We start from the raw sequence: 3,672 nt of genomic DNA on the forward strand, positions 1-3,672 counted from the left end.
TATAGTATAATATTATAGATATTTGGTTTATAAAACCCTTTTTTGGCGGGGTTTACGGAAAATAGGCTTAAACAGGGGCATAGAAGCGATGAAACAAATAAAACTTTTTATCCCGATAGCGTGTATAACATTTGCCTTGTTATTCGCCTGTGAAAACCCCTGGATGACGGAAGTTCTTAAGGAAAAAACCATAACTTTTGACAGCAACGGCGGTACTGAAGTGCCGCCCCAAAAACTATATTCAGGCGACCGCGTAAAAAGACCCGCAAATCCTGTTAAACCCGATTTTATTTTCTCCGATTGGTATACAGACAATGAAACATTTGAAGATCTATACGATTTTAATTCTATCCCACCCGACAGCATGACTTTGTATGCCAGGTGGACTGAAGCAACACCAGATGATCTGCTTATAAAGAGCGTTGATGTTTATATAACCGGTCCTGCGACGGGATCGCCTATGAGTACGAATGCCACCGGATGGTCAGGATATGACTGTAGTCAAGTAACATGGAATCCTAGTGGGAGTGGGAGTGGGAGTGCCAATGTTTTCCTAAGTGATACACAGTACACTGCCACTGTTACGCTTACGGCAACAGATGAGTACAAGTTTTCAAGTTCGATTACCGCACAAATAAACGGAAATGACGCTAAAAAAAGCAATCAAACCCAAACATCAATTACTTTGTCATATACGTTTAATAAAACCGATTAAAGGAAAGTTAACGGAATATTGATTGAGACACAGCCAAATTTAAACTATGTTTACGGTGAAAAACTCGACCTTACCGCTCTTAAAGTAGAAATATTTTATGATGATATCACTTCTGAAATAGTACAATTTATCGGCAACACAAAAAATATTTCAGCTAACCCTGCACATAATACTAAGCTTTCTGTTTGGGAGCATAGTGGAAAACCTGTTACGGTATCGCTTGGCGATAAAAGCGCAGAGACCAGTAATTTGACAGTTTCCCATGCAAAACCTGTTGTTGATGATTTTAACATTAGTGGCAACATGACCCAGACAGTTGGCAGTGTTACTGGCGTAACCATAACGCCTAAGTCGGGCAAATCAGATGGAATTATTACTGTTTTTTATCAAAATGGCAGTAGTACTAGTAGCTCCAACCTCCCAACAAATGTCGGTAATTATACTGTAACTTTTAGTGTAGCGGCATCGTCAGATGGCAACTGGGTTGCAGAAACAAACTTACAAGCATAGAAATACCAAATAGCATTACAAGTATTGGGACATACGCTTTTCAAAATTGCACAAGCCTTACAAGCATAAATATACCAAATAAAGTTATAAGTATTGGGGCAAATGCTTTTTCCGATAGTGGTCTTACATCTATAACCATACCAAGTACCGTTACCAGCATTGGGAGTAGCGCTTTTTCTGGTAGCGGTCTTACATCTATAACTATACCAAGTACCGTTACCAAAATTGAATATTCCGCTTTTATTAAGTGTACAAACCTTACTAGTGTAACGTTTGAAGGCAGTATTCAATCAGCTAATTTTGGTGATCCTTCTTTTAGTCCATTTTACGGCGACTTGAGAGACAAGTATTTTGCCTCCACAGGAGGAGGAACAGGGACGTATACCACAGACTCGCCTGTGAGTGATAGTTCAGTTTGGACAAAAACCCCATAGCGAAAAATCAGAGAAATAGTTTTATAACCACAAACCAGCACGAACAACGACAAGATATGTGTTAAAAGTTCGTGGTGTTCGTGTGGTTCGTGGTAAAAAAAATCTTCTCATCACTTGTAAATAATCGTATTTAATACCTCATAATAATTTTTGTATTTTGTCCAAAGAGAGCCCGGTAATTTCACACACAAAGTCAGGTGTAGACCCTTTTGAAAGCAAATTTTTAGCGATTATTAGTTTTTCTTCTTTAAGCCCTTTTTCGCGTCCTATTTCCATGCCTTCTTCAAGCGCTTCCTCGCGGACTACTTTCTTTTCTACTTCAGGGTTATATTCGTCATATAGCATATTAAACCCCGGCTTTTGAAGCCGCTCTTTTATTTCTTCGACAGACAATCCCCGATTTAACAACTCAAGGAAATACTGACAGTCCTCTTCACGAGTTTCTTCGCGGACAACTCTCATCTCAACCTCAGGGTCATATTCACCATAAAGCATATTCAAAACCTCCGAACTGTGTTTCTTTAAAAAATCTTTCAGTATGTTATTCTTTATACAATATTGTATCGCGGATCTAAACGATTTATCAAGTATTTCTTTTTTCTCTTTATACTTCATCTGATACTCTTTTTGATACTCCCGTATCTTGTCGATAAATTTGCTGTAACTGTCGAGTGTCTGGCTTTTGCTTAATATTTCCTTATTCCGCCCCTTGTTGATATTGTACACCTGTACCACAAGTTCCAACGGCAGTTCAATTTTTATGTCATTTTTAATAAAAGAGTCTGAAAGCCTTAACTCCTTATAATCGGGGTAGTTATCCTCGCCGTTGTACAAGACGATAAATTCCGGTTTTGGGATTTTTTCAAGCTTCCTTTTAAACTTGTCTTCCGGTTCCGTTATTTCCTGATACAGCTTTGAAGCGTACATCATAAATCTGAGCGGCATATTGTTGTTGATGGTCGACTGGTGTTCAATCAAAACAATAAGCCTGTTGTTGATAAGAAACGAAATGTCGTTTCTCTGCGTCCTGAAAAGAACATCTGAAAGGGTGTTGATATTGATGGGTACGTCTGGCGGTAGGTTAATACCCTCAATAGCCGAGTAGAGTTCCCTCAATAAGTCTGGGTTGCTGAAAAGGAAAGTAAAAACAGTGTCCTTGTGTTTTTCGTTAACATTTTGCATAAAAATGTTAACGAAATAAGATTTGTAGTTGACTGCCCAAAGACAGTTTTTTAAAAACTACATACCCTATATGGGTGCGTATATGCGTGGCGCTTGACTGAATTTGAAAAAAGTTTAATTTTTTTACCCTATTATCCTCTATAAACTACACCTAAAAATCGACCGAAAATGAAATAGAGGTATATACTTTGCAGGTTTTCTCAGAATTTAAAGAAAGATTTTCGACGGACGGGTATTTTAAATTCCGTACAATAGCCGTTTTAACGGCGGTTTTTTTGGGGTTTTGCGGGCTTTGGCTGGGGTTTTCGCTTGTTTCAGCCATGTTTGGGCTTCAGTTTTTTCCTGATGTTCCGGGGATATTTTTTGTCCGCTCCTTTGGGATTCTTTCCATGCTTATCCCTGCGTATTTTTTCTACGCCGCCGTTGTTTTGTCCGACAAAAATTGGCGTCCCGACAAGATATTTATTTTAAACGGGTTTATTCTTCCGTTTTTAACTCTTTCTATCGGTTATGTCTTTTTCCGCGATTACGATGTCCGCTCCACGCAGTCATCGTTTTTGTATTCTATGGGAAAAACAGGTTTTAGCCTTTTTATCATTACAGTTACTGTAGTTGAAATTCTGCTTTTACAAGTGCTAAGAAATATCCTCTTTTTTAAAGAAGCTAAAATAATGCGCCGTAAAATTTTACTTCCGCCTCCGCTTGAAAGCGAGAATATAAACGGAAACGCCGTTATTCCCTTCGCTCATGACTTGAAAACAGAAACCGCCAATGAAAATATGCGGGAAACCCAGACAACTTCTCAAACGGAAAATTTTGAAACTGATAATA

At 38.5% G+C, this 3,672-nt stretch carries 4 protein-coding genes and 1 pseudogene; 4 read left to right on the top strand and 1 reads right to left on the bottom strand.

Going from position 1 to position 3,672, the window contains the following annotated elements:
- Positions 1-88: 88 nt before the first annotated feature.
- Genes ACYVTD_RS10480 through ACYVTD_RS10490 form a run of 3 tightly spaced genes read left to right on the top strand, consistent with a single transcriptional unit; the run spans position 89 to position 1,659 of the window.
- A complete protein-coding gene (locus ACYVTD_RS10480) occupies positions 89-715 on the top strand; it encodes an InlB B-repeat-containing protein (protein WP_461247722.1) in 627 nt (208 codons plus the stop codon).
- A gap of 18 nt (positions 716-733) precedes the next feature.
- Positions 734-1,225, top strand: coding sequence for a hypothetical protein (locus tag ACYVTD_RS10485; protein WP_461247723.1), 492 nt, complete (start codon positions 734-736; stop codon positions 1,223-1,225).
- Between the two features lie 23 nt (positions 1,226-1,248).
- The gene (locus ACYVTD_RS10490) at positions 1,249-1,659 is read left to right on the top strand and encodes a leucine-rich repeat domain-containing protein (protein WP_461247725.1); all 411 of its coding nucleotides are present in this window, start codon (positions 1,249-1,251) and stop codon (positions 1,657-1,659) included.
- A 138-nt stretch (positions 1,660-1,797) separates the two neighbouring features.
- Here ACYVTD_RS10490 and ACYVTD_RS10495 read toward each other — a convergent pair whose 3' ends face one another.
- The gene (locus tag ACYVTD_RS10495) at positions 1,798-2,841 is read right to left on the bottom strand and encodes an Rpn family recombination-promoting nuclease/putative transposase (RefSeq protein WP_461247724.1); all 1,044 of its coding nucleotides are present in this window, start codon (positions 2,839-2,841) and stop codon (positions 1,798-1,800) included.
- Positions 2,842-3,029: 188 nt separating this feature from the next.
- On the opposite strand from ACYVTD_RS10495, the pseudogene ACYVTD_RS10500 reads away from it, so the two are divergent.
- Positions 3,030-3,672, top strand: a pseudogene (locus ACYVTD_RS10500) (hypothetical protein); the annotation flags it as partial.

Source organism: Treponema sp. R6D11 (assembly GCF_054786075.1).